Consider the following 1,064-nt stretch of genomic DNA (forward strand, 5'->3'; position numbering starts at 1 on the left):
CCGGCGATGTCCGAATGGGGAAACCCAGTGCAATTCGTTGCACTATCGTTTGATGAATACATAGTCAAACGAGGCGAACCGGGGGAACTGAAACATCTAAGTACCCCGAGGAAAAGAAATCAACCGAGATTCCCCCAGTAGCGGCGAGCGAACGGGGAGCAGCCCAGAGCCTGAATCAGCATGTGTGGTAGTGGAACGGTCTGGAAAGGCCGGCGATACAGGGTGACAGCCCCGTACACAAAATTGCAYGTGTTGTGAGCTCGATGAGTAGGGCGGGACACGTGGTATCCTGTCTGAATATGGGGGGACCATCCTCCAAGGCTAAATACTCCTGACTGACCGATAGTGAACCAGTACCGTGAGGGAAAGGCGAAAAGAACCCCGGCGAGGGGAGTGAAAAAGAACCTGAAACCGTGTACGTACAAGCAGTGGGAGCCTCTTAATGGGGTGACTGCGTACCTTTTGTATAATGGGTCAGCGACTTATATTCTGTAGCAAGGTTAACCGAATAGGGGAGCCGAAGGGAAACCGAGTCTTAACTGGGCGTTAAGTTGCAGGGTATAGACCCGAAACCCGGTGATCTAGCCATGGGCAGGTTGAAGGTTGGGTAACACTAACTGGAGGACCGAACCGACTAATGTTGAAAAATTAGCGGATGACTTGTGGCTGGGGGTGAAAGGCCAATCAAACCGGGAGATAGCTGGTTCTCCCCGAAAGCTATTTAGGTAGCGCCTCGTGAAYTCATCTTCGGGGGTAGAGCACTGTTTCGGCTAGGGGGTCATCCCGACTTACCAACCCGATGCAAACTGCGAATACCGAAGAATGTTATCACGGGAGACACACGGCGGGTGCTAACGTCCGTCGTGAAGAGGGAAACAACCCAGACCGCCAGCTAAGGTCCCAAAGTCATGGTTAAGTGGGAAACGATGTGGGAAGGCTCAGACAGCCAGGATGTTGGCTTAGAAGCAGCCATCATTTAAAGAAAGCGTAATAGCTCACTGGTCGAGTCGGCCTGCGCGGAAGATGTAACGGGGCTAAACCATGCACCGAAGCTGCGGCAGCGA

At 52.9% G+C, this 1,064-nt stretch carries 1 rRNA gene; it reads left to right on the top strand.

Annotated elements, in window-relative coordinates:
* A 23S ribosomal RNA gene (locus KE671_RS22530) occupies window positions 1-1,064 on the top strand; the annotation flags it as partial.

The organism is Citrobacter amalonaticus (assembly GCF_018252635.1).
Lineage (GTDB): Bacteria > Pseudomonadota > Gammaproteobacteria > Enterobacterales > Enterobacteriaceae > Citrobacter_A > Citrobacter_A amalonaticus_E.